Below are 16,234 nucleotides of genomic sequence, written 5' to 3' on the forward strand. Positions count from 1 at the left end.
TGCGATCTTTTGATCTTGTTTTAAGATCAAGATCAAAAGATCGCAGCCTGCGGCAGCTCCTACAGTGGGCGTTCGGTATTCAGTGTTGTTGCCGGCTCAAACACTCCAGCAAACAACCAGGATCCAGCACCTCGTCATTCACATAAATCCCGCGTTCGGCATCGTACGTGCGAATAAACACCCGCACCGTCGCATCCGCCACCGTCGGCAGTTGCGAATCGTAGAACTCATGGTCATCCGGGATCACCACAAAATCCTGCGGCGCCGTATCGTCGTAAGGCTTGGGCGGCGTGGAATTCAGCGAATACGGGGCAGGGTGGGCAAAAGGCTGGTTCGGCCCGTAGTAAACAAAATTGCTGTCCAGCGCCTGCGCCTGAGTGGCAGCAAGCAGACAACCCAGCAACAACAGCCGATCGAGCATTAGCATGGCGGCACCTGCGAGTGCGGTATTCCCCAAGGCTATTAACTATAGCTGCCCACGCCACTAACGCCCGATCCACATCGGATCCCTGTAGGAGCTGCCGAAGGCTGCGATCTTTTGATCTTTGAAAGCAGGATCAAAAGATCGTCCGAGCGCGGCCCGAGCCTGCTGCAGCTCCTACATTCAGGAAACCGGGTGGATCGTATGTCTAGGCTCTGCACATAGATCCGTCCCACACGTCTTGAGCACATAGCCGATTGCACGAAGAAACTCTTCGTTATCCCCGTCTGCAAGAACCTGGGACAGGTATTCGCTGATGGCTTCGTCACTGTCCAGCAATGCTGCCACGTCGAAATTCGTTAACTTCTGGCTCATGGTTAAACCTCCTTAGCTATTTTTTGTGCGCGTCGGATGTCTGCGCTTCGTGAGGATATCCATGTGAGCCGAGTTGAATAGTCAGCCGTGTCCGCTATCTGTTTTGATAATTCGCCGACACTTGTAGGCATAAACACTCAGATATGTAGGAGCTGCCGAAGGCTGCGATCTTTTGATCTTGATCTTAAAACAAGATCAAAAGATCGTCCGAACGCGGCCCGAGCCTTCGGCAGCTCCTACAGGGGGAATGGCTTACAAGTTTGCAACAATCGGGATTGGCGGGGTGATCTAGACTCGGTTTCGCTCAATCACGAGCATCGTTTGGAGTGCGCCATGGAAGTGCCCAACAATAAAACCGCCATCGAGAGCAATCGACAGGCGTGGAACGATTCCGCCCGCCACCATGAGGATTCGCCTGACTGGCAGGCCTTGCTTGCCGAAGTTGCGCAGGCGGATTTCTCTTGTCTTGATGAGACGTTGAGCGGGTTGCTGGAGGTCGATGGTAAGGATGTGATTCAACTGGGCTGTAACAACGGCCGCGAGAGTCTGTCGCTGTTTGCCCACGGTGCGAAGAGTGTGGTCGGGGTCGATCAGTCGGCGGCGTTTCTCGATCAGGCGCGTGAGCTGAACAAGCGTTCACCGCACAACGCTGAATTCATCGAGACCGATATCCATCATTTGCCGGCGTCTTTGCACAACCGTTTTGACGTGGCGCTGATCACCATTGGTGTCTTCGGCTGGATGCCGGACATTGGCGAGTTTTTCCGCCATGTCGCTGCGACGCTGAAACCGGGTGGCAAACTGGTGATCTACGAAACCCATCCGTTTCTGGAAATGGTTGATCCCGATGCCGAGGATCCGTATCGCCTCGACAGCTCATACTTCCGCAACGAGCCGTTTGTGCAGGAGGAGCCGATTGTGTATGTCGGTAAGGTCGAGCAGCAGGCAGCGAAGTCGTATTGGTTTGTGCACACGCTGGGGGATATTTTCAGTGGTGCGATTGCGACAGGGCTGAACATTGCGCACTTCAGGGAGTATGCGCATTCGAATCGGGAAGAGGTGTATGACCAGTACCTGAATCGCGAGGCGCAGATGCCGATGTGTTTTACCCTTGTCGCTATCAAGGCCTGATATTTATCGTTGCGGCTACTGGCCTCATCGCTGGCAAGCCAGCTCCCACAGGATTTTGTGTCGTACAGATATAAGCGGTACACCGCAAAACCCTGTGGGAGCTGGCTTGCCAGCGATGGCAGCCTCAAAGAGGCCACTCATTTCAGATCTGAATCAAGCCTGCGCCGCCGCACTCACCACCGGCCGCCCCGGTTTGCGCAGCGGTTCCAGCCGCGAACCCTCATACCGCGTTTCGCGGAAAAACTTCCAGCGGCCAAACAGGCAATACACGTGCATCACGCGCCCCTGCTCGTGATAGCCCATCCGCATATGCAGCTTCAGCGCCGGAATGTTGTGCGTCTCGCAAACGTCCACCACCTTGTTGCAACCCTGCGCCGCCATGGCCTCCCACAGCGCCACCTGCACGTCCACCGAAAGGCTGCTACCGAAGTAGGTGCGGATCATCTCGCCGCCAAACTCAAAGAATTCACCCGGCTTCACCGGGAACGTGCAGCCGTAATAATGACGGTCGTGATAGTCGCGAATGCTGCCCCAGATAAACCCGACCGCATGCCCGTCCGCATCGACGTACATGTGCCCGGTGTGACCCTCGGCGGCAAGTTCTGCCATGGTCTCGACCCGGTCGCCAAAATGCTTTGTGAACGCAACAGCATTCTCCGCCGTGATGTCGACTTTGCGCAGGCCCTCGTAGGGGCGCAGCTTGTGCGGCGGCATCGGGCTGACCAGGTCGCGCTCCATCCACAGCAGCTCCCAATGGAAAAACACGTAGCGTTTCCACAGCGTGCCGAAGGTGCGGCCGAGGCCTTTCTGGCGGATGCGTTCTTGTAGTTTAGTGATGACGCTCATGATGCCCTCCGTGGCCGTAGCCCGGGTGTTGTGGATGGTGCTTTTGAGGGTATAGATCACCCGTGCAAATTCATTTCAAAGTGCCATCTTCGAAAGTATTGCAAGGTATGTAACTCAATCGAGTGCCGCGGCACCGCGTAGAAAATCCTTGTTCAGATCGGTGTAGGAAACCCGTGCAACACCTGCCAGCCGCTGCTCTAGCACGCGGCTCAGGGATTCGTCGGGGTTGAGGTAGGCGTCACCGAAGTCGGCGTCGAGTTGCGTCGGGTGTGCGACGATTTCCAGCACGCCGTCGGTCGGCGCGCTGTCATTACGCAGGTCGATCGGCGTGCACACATAGTCAGCGGTGATACCGGCCAGACTCTGCAGACGCCAGTTGAGCAAACCCTTGAACACACGCTTGGGCAGATTGAGGTTCTGCCCCAGGTTACGCGCCAGCCGAATCGGCACACCTTGCTGGGCGGCAAACCGCGCGACGATCTCGCCAATCGGCCAGATGTTGTGCACGTGCTGATGCGAATCGATATGGCTGGGGCGCATGCCGTGGTCGACGCAACGCTGCCACTGCGCCTGCAACTCCTGATGCACCGCGTCACGGTCTTCGCGGCCGAGCCAGAGGCTGTGGCGCGGCAGGCTAAGGTCGAACACGCCGTGGTCATCGCAAAAGGTGCGGCGAGCAAGAATCGCCTGGCTCAGGGGGCGTCCGTAGGTCAGGTTGAAATGCAAACCGACCCGGCCTTGCAACGTCGGGTGTCGGGCCATGGCACATGCCGCTTCAAACGCCGGCATGTTGGCCATCGCGGTGGCAGAACTGATGACCCCGGCCTGAAACGCGGCAAAGATCACTGCGTTTTCGTTCGGGCTGAGGCCGAAATCGTCAGCGTTGACTATGACTTGGCGAGGCATGTTCGCCCTCCGTGGTGACCGCGACAGGTTTCAGTGGTGGTTTCGCCGGCTCGGCACGCCGCGCGCGCCAGGCTTGCACGAGCGGTTTGAGTCGATGCCACAGGCGCAAGCCCAGTCCGAGCACAAGGCCACTTGGCCGCCAGGAATAGAAACTCCAGCGCCAGTGCTCAAGTTGCCCGGTCATGCGTTCGTGCAGTTGATGGCTGGAGTTTTCCAGGCTGACCCGCGAGGCATCGATCCAGCGCCAGTTGTCGTCCAGCCCCCAGCGAATCCATTCCTCCAGCAGCACCCGGCCGCTGCCCAGGTCGGCGTATTGCGGCAGAAAGGCGAGGTTGTAATCGTAGAGCCGACCCTGCTCCAGCAGGCCGAGGCGATAGCTGATGCAGCGGCCGTTCAGCTCCAGCGTCACCACGCGCACCAGACCTTGGCCGGCGAGGGCGGTGAAGGCGCGTTCGATCAATTGCCGGCTGTGTTCGCTGGCAAAAATCCCCACGCCTTCGTCACCTTTCCAGCTCACCGCTTCGACTTCGCTGATGGCTTGCAACAACGGCCCCATGCTTGTCGCATCGGGAATGATCCTGCGCACTTGGGCACCACACGCGGCAATTCGCTTGCGCGCGCGCCGCAGCTTATAGCGTGGATCGCCAGACACTTCTTGATGATCGGCCTCGCTGATCAGGTGCACCGGCACTCGACAACTCAGCCGTCGTTCACCGGTGGAGCTGTGCGCCATCCATTCGGTGAGCGCGCTTTCTTCTCCGGCAGGTTCGGAGAGTTCATTGAGTTGCAGCAGCGCATGGGGCAGACGTTGGCGAATCATATCCAGCGCCTGACGCATGTCCTCACCGCCCAACGACGACAGCAGTGCCAAGCGATCTGCCAGCGGATACCCCAAGTGATGCAGCACTCGAAACGGCACGCCGGCAAAGCGCTCGCGACTCGCCACGAGCGGCAGGCACAAACGCAATTCGTCCGCTTCCCAGCCCAGCAGGATGTGCAACCGCTCATCCGTGCCAAGGGCCTGCTCGGCCGCGCACAACCAACCGAGGTTGTTGAACGGCGTGTGATCCGTCACCCGCAAGCGCAACGCTTCATACGCTGCTTCGGGGAAATCGGCGGCGCACAGTGAAGTGCGCCATTCAAATCGCGTCAGCATAGGCTCAGGCCGCCGTGGCTGTTACGGGTGGACGGGACGGTTTGCGCAACGCATCCAGACGCGAGCCGCTATAGCGGCTTTCGCGGTAGAAGCGCCAGCGACCGAACAGGGTGTACACATTCATGATGCGGTTTTGCTCGGTGTAGCCCATGCGCAAGTGCAGCTTGAGCGCCGGGATGTTGTGGAATTCGCAGACGTCGACGACCTTGTTGCAACCTTGCGCGGCCATGGCTTTCCACAGCTCCAGTTGCAGGTCCACCGACAGTTCTGTGCCCCAATAGGCGCGGGTCAGTTCGCCGCCGAACTCGAAGAACTCGCCGGGTTTCACCGGGAACATGCAGCCGTAGTAATGCCGGTCGAAATAGTCCCGCGAACTGCCCCAGATAAACGCCACGGCATCGCCCTGATCGTCCAGGTGCATGTGCCCGGTGTGGCCCTCATTGGCGAGTTCGGCCATGGTGCCGACGCGGTCGCCGAAGTAACGGGCGAAGGCGCTGGCGTTGTCTGGCGTGATCTTCACCACCCGCAGCGGCGGGTAGGGTTTGAGGTTGTGCGGCGGCACCGGGCTGACCAGATCGCGCTCCATCCACAGCAGTTCCTGGTGGGAAAAAATGTAGTGTTTCCAGGCTTTCGCCAAAGTGGCGCGCAGGCCTTTTTGTTTGATGTGTTCGCTGAGTTTGCTGACGATGCCCATGTTGTGTACTCCTGAACCTTGGCACGGCGAACCCTGTGGGGTGAGGCTTTTGTGGTGAGGCTCCTGAGGTAACGGGGTTCTGTGGTGATGAACTTTTGTGGTGAGGGGATTTATCCCCGATCGGCTGCGTAGCAGTCGTCGCTTCTCTAACTTGAAAAGCGGGGGCCGCTTCGCAGCCCATCGGGGATAAATCCCCTCGCCACAAAAACTGTTCAACACAACTTCCATCACCACAAACTCCCTTCATAAAAAAGCTTCATCACCACAGTTTTCAGGTTCGCCTGGCCTTTCTCATGATTGTTCGGAATTGGCTTCATGACGCGATCCAGCTCAGTGCAAACAGGGTCTGGCCTGGCAGATCAAAGCTGACGCGTCCATCGCGGCAGGTGAACGGTGCGTCGCGGCTGCGGTTGTCAGCGCCGAAGTAGCGTAGGGCGCCGTTGTTCAGCGGGCACTTGGCGCCGCTCAGATTCATGCGTTGCAGACGCGTGCCTTTGTTCACCCCGAGCAAGCCACGCTGCTCGTCGCCGGCCATCGCCAGCACATCGACTTCAAAGGAATCGTTCTCCAGCCACAGCACCTGATGCAGCCAGTGCTCAGCGATAAACTGCTGCGCCAGACCTACAGGTTTCAGCTCGAAGCGCTGTTCATCCGCCGAGACCCGCAACATGCCTTTGGGATACTGCGGCTCATCGGCAGCCTGGAACCAACTGAGCATGCTCAGCAGTCCATCCTGCGAAGCGTTGATCACTACCGACGCCCACCACAGCGAAGCGTAGTGGGTTTCCTGATCGTAGGGGCTGAGGCTGGAGCCGCTGGACATGTTGGTCTGATCGAGCAGCAAGGCTTTGCGCGGTTGACCTTGGCTGTCGAGGCCAACCAGTTCGGCGGCGCGGCGCACGCTGTCGCGATAAACGCGCGTGGCGAGCAGGTCGCGAATCATCCATTCGTGCCACGCCAGCGCATCGACCTGATCGCCGGATTCGCTGAGCAAACGCCGCGCCCAATCGATCCCGCGCTTGCCCGCCGCGTTGTCGGCGAACGGCCCGTTGACCAGGCGCGAACTGGCCGGCATGGCAATGCGCACGCCGGCCTTGGCATTCGCCGGGTCGCTGCGTACCTGCCGGGCCATGCTGGTGAAGATCGCCTGATACTGCGCGTAGCTGGAGTAATTGAGGTTCGGCTCGTCGGCAAACCCAATGTAGTGCGTACCTTTGCCGCCCAGCGCACGCGTCCCGGTCAGCCATGCATCGAGGCCGCTGTTGCTCTGTAGATCGGCGCGCAGATCGGCCTGACGCTGACTGCCGGCCAGCAAGGTGATGTCCTGCTTTATGTCGAAACGATCCTGGTACACCTGACGGAACGCGTCTTCGAAATGCGGATTCTTCGCCATCACATCAACAAAGCTGTAATAACTCGCTGCCGTCGGTTTCAGCGCATCCAGCGCCGCGTGACTGGCGGGCGGCGGCATTACGTAGGGCAGGGCGATGCCCAGATCCGGCGTGCGACCGAGGACTTTATCGTGCAGGGTCAAACGGGTTTGCCCGGCGTCTTCGCGCAGCGGTTTCAGTTGCTGCGGATTCTGTGCAAACAGGTTCGCCGTGCCATCGAGCCAGAACGCCGCTTTGCCGCTGCCTTGCAAACGCAGGCGCCAGATTTGCTCGCGCTCGCTGACCGGCAGGGCCACCTGATCAAACTGCCAATAGGCGCGGTAGGGTTTCAGCGCCAAGGTCAGTTGCTGATCATCGCCTACCCGCTGCGCCTGCAAACCACTGACACCGCCATGAAACTTGCCGGCCAGTACCGCGTGCTCACCCGGCGCAACCTTGAAATACAACTCGTCGCCATTGTGCGTATCAGCGCTGAAATGCACTTTCGCCGGGGCGAACAACGCCACCGTGCGCTCGTCGTGTTCGACGCGGTAATTGCGGAAGCTGTAGCCAGGAATCTCCAGCCGATAACTGGCGGCGCCGGGCAGCAACGGCCAGCTCTGACTGCCACGCACTTCGCTGGCTTTTATAAACCGCTCACCCGCCAGTTTGCCCTGACCATCGAGCAGATACAGGTGCTCCTCATTGGCCTCGGCCTGCCACGCCGGCGTCCAGCGCACAGTCACCGTGTCCGGCCGATCAGCTTGCAGATACAGACTGCCGTCACGGATCTCGCCCCAGCGCATCGACGCGGCAAAGGCGTCCAGCGACAGGCCGAGACCGAGCAGCAGCGCCAAGCCTTTCATGCGGTTTTCCGTTGCAGCATCAGCCACATCGGCATGACGTCGCGCGGCAGAATGATCAGCGTTTGCCAGAACGGCACGCCGCTCAAACGGCAATACAGCACCAGCATCGCCACGGTTACCGCCAGATAGGCAATCGACGAAGCCGCCGCCGCGCCGACAATCCCGTACGCCGGAATCATCACCAGGTTCAGCGCCAGATTGAGCAGGGCGCCCAGACCCATCAGCAACGACACCGTGCCGGGGCGATTCTTGCCCAGCAGATCCAGACGCAGAATGCTCGCATAGCAAAGGCCCAACAGCCCCGGCAGCAAGGCGAGCAGGGCTGGATACGCCGGTTGGTACACCGCACCAAACAAGGTGACGATCAGCCATTCGCCAATCACCGCCATGGTCAGGCAGGCGCCGAGCATTACCGTGGCCGTCAGGCGCAGGGCCAGCGGCGTGACCTTGTCCATGCCTTCGTCCTGTTGCAACAGGCGTTTCATCAGTGGCGTGGTCACCGCTTCCGGGACGATCAGCAGCAGTTCGGCGGCGGCGCTGGCCATGGCGTAATGACCGAGCGCGGTGCTGCCGAGCAAGGCGCCGATGAACAGATAATCCGAGCGCAGAATCACTTGCTGGAACAACAGATCCGGATGACTGCGCGCGCTGTAGCGCAGCAGTTCTTTCTGGCTGGCGCGGTCCCATTGCAACTGCAATGGCTGCGCACGTTTGAGCCAGACCCAACCGGCCAGCACCACCAGACTGATCCCGGCCAGCCAACTGATCAACGCCGCTTCGAGGGCGGCGCTTTTCCACATCCAGAACAGCGCAAGAAACAGCAGCAGCGGCGCCAGCGACTCGACCAGACGCAAGGCGTTAAACGCAACCACGCCACCCGAGGCGTTGTGCAGCGTCAGCAAACCACTTTTCAGCACCGTCAACGGTACCGCCAACAACAACAGCCAAGCGAGCAAGCCGAGCTGCATCGTGACATCCAGTTCGCTACCGAATTCACGCACCAGCGCCACCACCAGCAAGGTCAGCAACGCCGCGAGCAGGCAGCCGAACACCAACACCTGACTCAGCAGCAAACCCATCGGCCGCTGCTTGGCCGCCTGATAACCCACGGCCGAATTCAAGCCGCCACTGGTGGCCGCGCTGATCAGATCCGGCAGGGTGCTGAGCAGCGCAAACAGCCCGCGCTCACTCGGCCCGAGAATCCGCGCCAGCAATACGTTGCGCAGCAAGCGCAGGGCGATCATCGCCAGTTTGGTGCCCATGCTCAGCGCCAGATGCTTGAGGTAGTTGCTTCGGCTCATGGCCGCGCCCCGCGAAAAATCCGCCACGACAACAACTCCGGATTGCGTGCGGTGCGCTGGCTGACCCCGAAGCGCGGCAGGTTCAGCGGATCGCTTTCGCCGCGATAAATGCCGGTGCCGGTGCCCAGCGCAAACGGATATTCATGATTGGCAATCTGTTGCCGCACGCGCTCGTCGTTGTCGCCATTGGGGTAGCAATACACCGGCAGCGGCCGGTTGCAGCCGTTGTACAGGGCATCGCGGCTGCGAGTGATTTCTTCGTCCAGGCGCACATCGTCGAGGCCGGTGAGGATCGCGTGACTGGCACCGTGCGGGCCGAAACGCACCAGACCGGAGGCCTCCAGCGCGCGCACCTGATGCCAGTCCAGCGCTTGCGGTTGTGACTCCTGCGGGCACTCATCGGTCAGCCGTTCCAGCTCCTGCGGGTCAATCGACTTCAACCCTTGCAGGTAATGCAGCAGCGCCAGGCTGCGCCGGTCGACGTCGATGTCATCAAGCAATACCGGCAGCGGGTGATGCAGGCTGTGCAGGCATTCGATCAAATGCATCCGCGCCTTGTCGCCGTGGCTGCCCCACAGGGTTTCGCCGAGGCTTTCCCACCAGAAGCGCTGGCGGCTACCGATGAAATCGGTGGAGAGAAAAATACTCGCTGGCACCTGATGTTTTTGCAGCAGCGGGAAGGCATTGACCGCGTTATCGCGCCAGCCGTCATCGAAGGTCAGCGCCACTCGCGGACGCTCGGTGCGCAGCGAGTTGGGCTGGAGGATTTCCATCAGCGGCACGCAATCGAAATGCTTGCGCAGCCACACCAGCAAATGCTCGAAGGCTTTCGGCCCCACGCACAGTTCGTTGCGGTGCGGCAGATCGGCGGCGCGGTCGTTGGCCAGCACCCGGTGCAGCATCAGAATCACCCCGGCGCCGTGCAACTGGTTGCGGCCCATCGACGAGTTGAGATAGAGCCAGCCACTGGTGCGTTTTATCAGTTGTTTGATCGCCATGGCTTCGGTCCTCTTAACGGTTCTGTTCGGGATTCCACTGGGCATACCGCTGACCGCGCAGGAACTGCCACAAACCGAGACTCATCCCGGCGAGGGTGACCAGCAGAAACGCGGCGAGGCGGAAGGGTTTTGGCAAGCGGTGTTGCGAATCCAGCAGCCCGGCAATCGCGATGGCGTAGCCGAACAGTTGCGCGATCAGGGCGAGGCGATAGAAACCGTGGTCGTCCCACAGCCAGAAGTTGCTCAGCAACAGCGGCAGCAACAGGATCGGGGCCAGTCGGCGGATCAGTTTGTGGCTGATCAATGCGATCGAGTACAGGCCATATTTCAGCGGATTGAGCAGCTCGCGACGTTGCGCGAGACTTTGCAAACCGCCGACGGTGACGCGCTGACGGCGACGGAATTGTTTGTCCGCCTCATCGACACCGTGGTCGATCACTTGCGCTTCGGGCACATAGACAATGCGTTTGTGCGCGACCGGCGCGCAGGTGCTGATAAAGAAATCATCGTTGACCTCGGCCGGCACGTTCTGGAACAACTCGCGGCGCAGGGCGAGCAGGGCGCCGTCGGCGGAGACCATGCAGCCGGTGCGGTTCTCGACCCGGCGCAACCAGCCTTCGTAATGCCGATAAAGGCTATCGCCAACGCTCAAGCCACCGCCGGTGACCGGGATCACCATGTGCCCGGCACAGCCTCCGACCTGCGGATCATTCAACGGTGCGAGCAGGTAGCCGAGGGTTTCGCGCGACCATTGGTTATCGGCATCGGTGAACACCAGAATGTCGCCAGTGCTCAGGGCTACGCCGGCATTCAGCGTCGCGGCTTTGCCCTGGCGCGGCAGGTCGAGAATGGTGATGCGCGGGTCGACGACTTTGTGCGCGCAGGCCACGGTGTCATCGGTCGAACCGTCGCTGGCGAGAATGATCTGCAGGGTCGCTGGCTGATAGTCCTGCGCCAGCAACGTGCGCAACTTGTGCTCGATATGCCGCGCCTCATTGTGTGCGGCAATCACGATGCTGACATGCAGCGGCGACGCCGGGGTGTGGCGCCAGGCCGGAAACAGCGGCGCGACCAGCGTCAGCAGCAGCGGGTAGCCGACATAGGCGTAGACCGGCAGCAACAGGCACATCCAGAAAATGAACTCAGCCACGGGCGGGCCTCCTGGCGTTCCAATGACACAGACTCAAAATGAACGCGGCGCCGGCCAGGTGCAGACGCACCCAGTGCAGGCCCCACAGTTGCAGGGTCAGGCCTATATCGTGGTGTTTGGCGCTTTGGCGCAGGCTGAGCACCAGACCCGGCAGGCTGGTGATGGCGACCATGATCGCCGCGTGATGCGGGAAGCCATCGAGCAGCGCCGAAATCGCCAGAAAATCCAGCAACCATACGAACAGCGACAGCATCGGGAAACGCAGCAGGCGCAGGCTGAAGCCATGGGTACGCAGCAGTTGCAGATGACTGCCCTGACGCCACATCTCTTTGCCCATCCACTCGCGCCAGTTCATTTCGTAGCCCCAGTGCAGGGCGACGTTGTCATTGATCGACAGCAGTCGCGCGCCCTGTTCGTGCAGGCGCAGGGTGAATTCCTTGTCCTCGCCCGTGCGCAGGGTTTCGTTGAAACCACCGACCTTGTCGAACCAGCGCCGGCGCATCAGCAGGTTAGCGCTGGGCAGCCAGTCGACAGCATGCGAGGCCTGCGACGACACGCGCAAGGTCCGGCGTTGCCATGCGGTGGCGTACCACGGCGCTTCGGCGGGGGTGTGCAGATCCAGGGCGAAAACATCGGCCTGGCCGCTGGCCTCCAGTTCGAACAGGGGCTTGAGCCAGTCTTCGGGCATTTCGATGTCGGCATCGATAAACGCCAGCCACTCACCGCTGGCGATGGCCGTGCCGCGATTGCGCAGCGCCCCGATCAACAACCCCGGCAACTCCAGCACTTGCGCACCGAACTGGCGGGCAATGTGCGGGCCGTCATCGCTTGAGCCGTTATCGACGACGATCAGCTCGCACTCGACATTGGCGGCGAACGCAGCTTTTTGTGCGGCGAGCAAGGTGCGGCCAATGTGCCGCGCCTCGTTGAACATCGGAATGACGATGCTGATTCGGCTCATGCCTTCGCCTCCGTCGTCAGCGGTGCCTGCTCGGCTTTCAGGCGCAGCACGCTGGTCAGCGCGAGCATGATCCACACGTACTTCTGGTTCGGCGCGCTGAGGAACATCAGGAACAGGGTCAGCGACAGGAAGCTCACGCCCATGTGGGTCATCAGGTCTGCCTGATAGGAATCGCGGCGCAACATCCACGCCGCCCGTGCGCGAATCAGGTTGTACAGGCCGAGGCCGAGCATGCCGACAAACAACAGCCCGGCAGGAACGCCCAATTCACTGAAAATTTCCAGATAGGTGTTGTGCGCCCGGCGGTACAAGTCGCCGATCTTGCGGTTGGCGGAAAACGCTTTGGCGTAACCGGTGGTCGCGTAGTGCAGCGGGAAGGTGCCGGGGCCGGAGCCGAGCAGCGGGTTCTCGCGGATCATCTGGCTGCCGACGACGATGTACGACGCACGGCGGCCGAGGGATTCGTCATCGTGACCCTTGGCGCCAGCGCTCAACACACTCAGCGACTGGATACGCGCGAGGTAACCGGCGGGCATCGCGTAAATCGCCAGCGGAATCACGATGGCCGCGCCGAGCATGGCAAAGCCCAGATGCCGTGGACGAATCCGCGTCAGTTGCGTGCGGTAATGCCAGCAGCCGATCAACAGGCTCAAGGCCAACACCACCAGACCCGAGCGCGATTCGGTCTTGGTCATGCCGCCGAGCAACAGCAGGCAGCAACCGCCCCAGAACAAGCGGTGCAGCAGGTTCGGGCTGCGAATCACCAGCAGCAGGCCCATCGGCACGGCAAAAGCGATCAGCAGGGCGAAGGCGTTGGGGTCTTCGAGCAGGCCGGCGGCGCGGCCCTGATCCTGGAATTTGGTCGAGAACATCGCCATCGCGCAGGTAGTGCTGACGGCGAGGGTGACGAGGCGGGCGAACAGGTCAAGGTTCAGCTCACGGCCAATCAACAAGGTGATGACAAACAGAATCAGACCGACACTGAGTTCGCGCAGGTGCCCGAGCGACATGCCCATGTCATCGGTATTGAGCAGGCTGAGAAAGTACAGGACCATGAACCAGATGAGGTAGCGCCAGATATTGCTGCGCAGACGCTCAGACGGAATCTGGTGCAACGCCAGTTGTAGCATCAGGATCACCGCCAGCCCTGCACCGAGCAATTTGCTCCCGGAAAACGAACTGTCCTTGAAGAAACCTTCGAACGGCACCAGTGCGGCAATGCCCAGCAGGCCCCAGGTCGGTTTGCGATACAGCACCGCAAAACCCACCAGGCCGAGCACCACTCCCGGCGCCAGATACGGATAAGGGCTGGCCAGCAAAGCGATGCAGACCAGTCCAAGAAAACTGACGATCGAGAGCGGGAAAATCATGCGCGTGCCTCCCGTGCCGTGCGGATGTACAGCTGCGACCAGCGTTCGGCCAGGGCCTTGAGGTCGTAGCGATCCTGTTGCGTGCGTTTTGCGTTGTCGCGCAGCTGCGCGGCCAGCTTCGGCTCGGTCAGCAGCGTGTCGAGCTGACGGGCGAGGGCGGCGGTGTCGGTCGGTGCGGCGAGCAGACCGTTGTGACGGTCTTGCAGCACGTCGGGAATCCCGCCGACAGCGAACGCCACCACCGGCACTCCGGCCTGCATGGCTTCGAGCAAAATCATCGGCGTGCCTTCGGTGCGCGAGCTGATCACCAGCGCATCGAGTTGCTGCCACCACGGTTGCATGGCGGTCTGATAACCGGGCAAGCCAATCCGCTCGTGCAAACCGGCGTTGTCGATCCGCGCCTGCAGCACCTCGCGCTCCGGGCCGTCGCCGAGCATCACCGCATCCAGTTGCGGATGTTGATGACACAGCGGAATCAGCGCGTCGAGAAACAGATCCGGGCCTTTCTCACTGCTCAAACGACCCACGTAACCGGCCAGCCAGCGTTGCCGATTCGCATCCGGCACCATGGCTGCTGCCGCCGGCAAACCGTTGGGGATCACCTGCAACTTATCCGCCCGCACGCTGGCCTGACGGTGCAGCGTGGCAATACTTTCCGCCACGCACACCACCCGATCCACCGACGCGGTGCGGCACAGTTGCAGGCTGAGCCAGGTGTAAAACTTCTGTTTGCGACTGCGCGGGGTAAACCCGTGCTGGGTGATCACCAGCGGCAGGCGCCATAACGTCGCGCCGACCCAGCCGAACAACAGGCCCTTGAAATTGTGCGTGTTGATCAACGGCTTTTCACCGCGACGCTGGCGCAAGTGCCGCAGCAACTCCCCAAGCCCGGCACAGCCACGACAGTCGACCCCGGCCTCGCGAAAGCGCGCGATCAATTCTGGCGGCGCGTCGAGGAACAGCACCTGATGCTGCCCCGGCGTCGCCAGACAGTGATCCAGCAACATCCGCTCGGCCCCATAGAAACCGCCGCTGCTGAGCAAATGAATGATCGGCAGCGCGGCCACAGGGGAGGGCGCGGTGTTCAATTGCGCACCCAGTGCAGGAAGCTCGGCACGGTCCAGTTCTTGTGCGGATTGCTTGGCAGCGCGTTCTGGTCGTTGATCACCAGCAGCACCGGTACGCCCAGTTCGTGGCTGATTTGCGCTGGGTGTTTGAAACGGTGATCGAAGAACTCACGCACGTAGACCAGGGCAATCGCCAGCAGCAACCCGGTGAACAAGCCGAACGGAATGATCAGGCCCGGTTTCGGGAACGCCGCTTCGGTTGGTTCGAACGGCGGGCTGAGCACCCGGGCGTTGGACAGATCGTCGCTGAGCGAACGGGTGGTGCTGCTTTCGGCAAAGCGCTGGGCGTAGGTCGAGAATGCGGCATGCATCGCATCGATCTCGGTGTCCATCTGCCGCAGTTTGCTTTGAGTCTGCTGCAACTTGTGGATGCGGTTTTTGAAGTCAGCGATGCGCGCGGTTTTCTGATCGATGACTTGCTTGACCACCGCCAGATCGTTGGTGCGTTCCTGAATGCGGTTGCTCACCACTTTGAGAAACTGTCCGCGGGTGCGGGAGATCTGCTCACGGGTCAGCAGCATCGGTTCGCTGCTCGGCTGAAACACTGCCAAATCGTTCATGTAGCGGCTGACCTGTGTGGTCAGTTGCTCACCGAGCTGTTTGATTTCCCGATCCTCGAACGCCACGTTGTCGACGGTGGTGGTGAAGGTGTAGGGGAAGGTGTAGTCGTTGAGCTTGTTATTGCTCGCGGCGGCGAGGCTGGTTTTCAAGTATTCGAGCCAGCGCTGGCTCTGCAGCAGACGATCCTGGTACAGGTTCAGCGCCTGCTCTTCGGTGTTGATCGCGTTGAGACGGAAGGTGATTTCTTCCTTCGGATCCGACGAGCCAACGCTTTCCAGCAAGGCCTGACGGTTACCTTCGAGGCCATCGAGACGCACTTGGTAGACCTGCTTTTTCGACTCGTAGAAGGACTGCGGCAAGTCGATTGATTGCAGGGCCTGACGGCTCACCAGATAGTTCTGCAAGAGGGCGGCGACAAACGTCGTGCCCTGATGCGGATCAGGGAAGCTGTAGATGATCGAGATCACGTTGGAACCTGGCAGCGTCTCGATTTTCAGGCTGTCGATGGCCTGCTGGGTCAAGGCATCGAGCGCGGTGTCACGCACAGGATCGGTCTCAAGCCCGAGCATATTGCGCACCGGGTTGATCACGTACTGGCGCAGCGGCGAACTGACGTAGCGCTTGAACGGGTCGGCCACCAGTTTGCTGAAGATGCCCGGCGAAGGTGTGTACTCACCCTTGTCGCGCAGTTCGCTGATGGTCTGGCGGATCAGCGCCGGCGAACGGAGGATATTGCTCTCGGTTTCCATGTCCGCCAGCGACGGCGGAATGAACGTGGCGTTGTCCACCGTGAGCGACGTGGTGGCGTCACCCTGAGAGAGTTTTTTCGACTGCACGATGACCTGCGCGGTGATATCGAAGCTCTGTTTGAGCACCAGCGGCAGGAGCAGGGCGATGACTGCAAAGATCAGGAAGACCCGTTTCACCAGTTGCTTGTTGGCGAAGAAGATCCTGAAGAACTCATGCAGGTAGTTTTCCTTTGGATTCATGTCGGTCACCTG

Annotated in this window: 14 protein-coding genes and 1 pseudogene; 1 reads left to right on the plus strand and 14 read right to left on the minus strand. The window is 60.7% G+C overall.

All coding sequences use genetic code 11. From position 1 onward, the window contains the following. Nucleotides 1-79 precede the first annotated feature (79 nt). Both EJA70_RS17105 and EJA70_RS17110 read right to left on the minus strand, forming a co-directional pair. Nucleotides 80-427: a hypothetical protein gene (locus tag EJA70_RS17105; protein ID WP_158832213.1), complete on the minus strand. Its 348-nt coding sequence runs from the start codon at nucleotides 425-427 to the stop codon at nucleotides 80-82. 225 nt (nucleotides 428-652) lie between these two features. Further along, a pseudogene (locus EJA70_RS17110) lies at nucleotides 653-796 on the minus strand (DNA-binding protein); the annotation flags it as partial. Between the two features lie 333 nt (nucleotides 797-1,129). On the opposite strand from EJA70_RS17110, the gene EJA70_RS17115 reads away from it, so the two are divergent. Next, nucleotides 1,130-1,927 (plus strand): class I SAM-dependent methyltransferase, encoded by a 798-nt coding sequence (locus tag EJA70_RS17115; protein ID WP_158832217.1) that lies wholly within the window; start codon nucleotides 1,130-1,132, stop codon nucleotides 1,925-1,927. 153 nt (nucleotides 1,928-2,080) lie between these two features. On the opposite strand, the gene EJA70_RS17120 is transcribed toward EJA70_RS17115, so the two are convergent. The 12 genes from EJA70_RS17120 to EJA70_RS17175 all read right to left on the minus strand — a co-directional run bounded on the left by EJA70_RS17120 (nucleotide 2,081) and on the right by EJA70_RS17175 (nucleotide 16,222). Continuing rightward, a complete protein-coding gene (locus tag EJA70_RS17120) occupies nucleotides 2,081-2,773 on the minus strand; it encodes an N-acetyltransferase (RefSeq protein WP_158832219.1) in 693 nt (230 codons plus the stop codon). Nucleotides 2,774-2,887: 114 nt separating this feature from the next. Further along, nucleotides 2,888-3,679, minus strand: coding sequence for a ChbG/HpnK family deacetylase (locus EJA70_RS17125; RefSeq protein WP_158832221.1), 792 nt, complete (start codon nucleotides 3,677-3,679; stop codon nucleotides 2,888-2,890). Then, complete coding sequence (locus tag EJA70_RS17130; RefSeq protein WP_158832224.1) at nucleotides 3,651-4,835, minus strand: GNAT family N-acetyltransferase; 1,185 nt, start codon at nucleotides 4,833-4,835, stop codon at nucleotides 3,651-3,653. Before EJA70_RS17130 ends, EJA70_RS17125 begins: the two co-directional genes overlap by 29 nt. 4 nt (nucleotides 4,836-4,839) lie before the next feature. Further along, entirely contained in the window at nucleotides 4,840-5,529 is a 690-nt protein-coding gene (locus EJA70_RS17135) for an N-acetyltransferase (protein ID WP_158832226.1), read from the minus strand. 313 nt (nucleotides 5,530-5,842) lie between these two features. After that, nucleotides 5,843-7,765 carry a hypothetical protein gene (locus tag EJA70_RS17140; protein ID WP_158832228.1) on the minus strand — a complete coding sequence of 641 codons (1,923 nt, stop codon included), beginning with the start codon at nucleotides 7,763-7,765 and terminating at the stop codon, nucleotides 5,843-5,845. Continuing rightward, complete coding sequence (locus EJA70_RS17145) at nucleotides 7,762-9,066, minus strand: lipopolysaccharide biosynthesis protein (RefSeq protein WP_158832230.1); 1,305 nt, start codon at nucleotides 9,064-9,066, stop codon at nucleotides 7,762-7,764. Before EJA70_RS17145 ends, EJA70_RS17140 begins: the two co-directional genes overlap by 4 nt. Continuing rightward, entirely contained in the window at nucleotides 9,063-10,064 is a 1,002-nt protein-coding gene (locus EJA70_RS17150) for a polysaccharide deacetylase family protein (RefSeq protein ID WP_158832232.1), read from the minus strand. The genes EJA70_RS17145 and EJA70_RS17150 overlap by 4 nt, the downstream gene beginning before the upstream one ends. 13 nt (nucleotides 10,065-10,077) lie before the next feature. After that, nucleotides 10,078-11,214: a glycosyltransferase gene (locus tag EJA70_RS17155; protein ID WP_158832234.1), complete on the minus strand. Its 1,137-nt coding sequence runs from the start codon at nucleotides 11,212-11,214 to the stop codon at nucleotides 10,078-10,080. After that, a complete protein-coding gene (locus tag EJA70_RS17160; protein ID WP_158832236.1) occupies nucleotides 11,207-12,175 on the minus strand; it encodes a glycosyltransferase in 969 nt (322 codons plus the stop codon). The genes EJA70_RS17155 and EJA70_RS17160 overlap by 8 nt, the downstream gene beginning before the upstream one ends. Next, nucleotides 12,172-13,545 (minus strand): O-antigen ligase, encoded by a 1,374-nt coding sequence (locus EJA70_RS17165; RefSeq protein ID WP_158832238.1) that lies wholly within the window; start codon nucleotides 13,543-13,545, stop codon nucleotides 12,172-12,174. The genes EJA70_RS17160 and EJA70_RS17165 overlap by 4 nt, the downstream gene beginning before the upstream one ends. Further along, the gene (locus tag EJA70_RS17170; RefSeq protein WP_158832240.1) at nucleotides 13,542-14,633 is read right to left on the minus strand and encodes a glycosyltransferase family 4 protein; all 1,092 of its coding nucleotides are present in this window, start codon (nucleotides 14,631-14,633) and stop codon (nucleotides 13,542-13,544) included. Before EJA70_RS17170 ends, EJA70_RS17165 begins: the two co-directional genes overlap by 4 nt. Then, a complete protein-coding gene (locus EJA70_RS17175; RefSeq protein ID WP_158832242.1) occupies nucleotides 14,630-16,222 on the minus strand; it encodes a Wzz/FepE/Etk N-terminal domain-containing protein in 1,593 nt (530 codons plus the stop codon). Before EJA70_RS17175 ends, EJA70_RS17170 begins: the two co-directional genes overlap by 4 nt. Nucleotides 16,223-16,234 lie beyond the last annotated feature (12 nt).

It is taken from the genome of Pseudomonas sp. PB103, from assembly GCF_009764635.1.
GTDB lineage: Bacteria > Pseudomonadota > Gammaproteobacteria > Pseudomonadales > Pseudomonadaceae > Aquipseudomonas.

Coding starts and splice junctions, on each gene's coding strand:
- EJA70_RS17120 (WP_158832219.1), bottom strand. CDS start 2,773: ATGAGCGTCATCACTAAACTACAAGAACGCATCCGCCAGAAAGGCCTC.
- EJA70_RS17125 (WP_158832221.1), bottom strand. CDS start 3,679: ATGCCTCGCCAAGTCATAGTCAACGCTGACGATTTCGGCCTCAGCCCG.
- EJA70_RS17140 (WP_158832228.1), bottom strand. CDS start 7,765: ATGAAAGGCTTGGCGCTGCTGCTCGGTCTCGGCCTGTCGCTGGACGCC.
- EJA70_RS17160 (WP_158832236.1), bottom strand. CDS start 12,175: ATGAGCCGAATCAGCATCGTCATTCCGATGTTCAACGAGGCGCGGCAC.
- EJA70_RS17165 (WP_158832238.1), bottom strand. CDS start 13,545: ATGATTTTCCCGCTCTCGATCGTCAGTTTTCTTGGACTGGTCTGCATC.
- EJA70_RS17115 (WP_158832217.1), top strand. CDS start 1,130: ATGGAAGTGCCCAACAATAAAACCGCCATCGAGAGCAATCGACAGGCG.
- EJA70_RS17175 (WP_158832242.1), bottom strand. CDS start 16,222: ATGAATCCAAAGGAAAACTACCTGCATGAGTTCTTCAGGATCTTCTTC.
- EJA70_RS17145 (WP_158832230.1), bottom strand. CDS start 9,066: ATGAGCCGAAGCAACTACCTCAAGCATCTGGCGCTGAGCATGGGCACC.
- EJA70_RS17150 (WP_158832232.1), bottom strand. CDS start 10,064: ATGGCGATCAAACAACTGATAAAACGCACCAGTGGCTGGCTCTATCTC.
- EJA70_RS17130 (WP_158832224.1), bottom strand. CDS start 4,835: ATGCTGACGCGATTTGAATGGCGCACTTCACTGTGCGCCGCCGATTTC.
- EJA70_RS17135 (WP_158832226.1), bottom strand. CDS start 5,529: ATGGGCATCGTCAGCAAACTCAGCGAACACATCAAACAAAAAGGCCTG.
- EJA70_RS17105 (WP_158832213.1), bottom strand. CDS start 427: ATGCTAATGCTCGATCGGCTGTTGTTGCTGGGTTGTCTGCTTGCTGCC.